Genomic DNA, 495 nt, shown 5'->3' on the forward strand with positions numbered 1-495 from the left:
GAGCGAGCCGTGGCCTTGCTTTCATACATCAAGGGCGAAAACTCACCGGCAGTGAGCTTCGATAGATATTGCTCTGCTTCGGCCTCGTCAACTTCGTCCGCTGTGTCGAACAGGTAGAGCATCGGAATGGCTGCACCACCGCTGTCCCTCTGTGCGGTGTCCACAGACAAAACTACGTCATATCCAATACCACCATAACGATAACTCATGGAATTCGGAAGTTCTACCAAGGCGCAGACCGTGTACTCTACATCTCTGGCTCCATACAATTTTGCCTGAAAGTACTCCGGTGTATCTTCGGTGCGGAGTTCCCCGGTGCGGCTGTCGATATATTTCACATCGTCCGCATAGGTAACGGTGATCGTGTCTCCCACCTTGGGGTAGTATTCAAGATTGGGCAGATTACCGTAGTCATCTAAGGAAACCGCAATGGCAATGGCGTTATTGTCCGGCTCCAACATGGGAGAAATATCTCCGTCGAACACTTGCAGCTTG

The 495-nt window shown here is 51.3% G+C and carries 1 pseudogene; it reads right to left on the reverse strand.

Annotated elements, in window-relative coordinates:
• Positions 1-495, reverse strand: a pseudogene (locus tag OCV77_RS16340) (ABC transporter permease); the annotation flags it as partial.

It is taken from the genome of Suilimivivens aceti, assembly GCF_025567405.1.
Taxonomy (GTDB): Bacteria; Bacillota; Clostridia; order Lachnospirales; family Lachnospiraceae; genus Suilimivivens; species Suilimivivens aceti.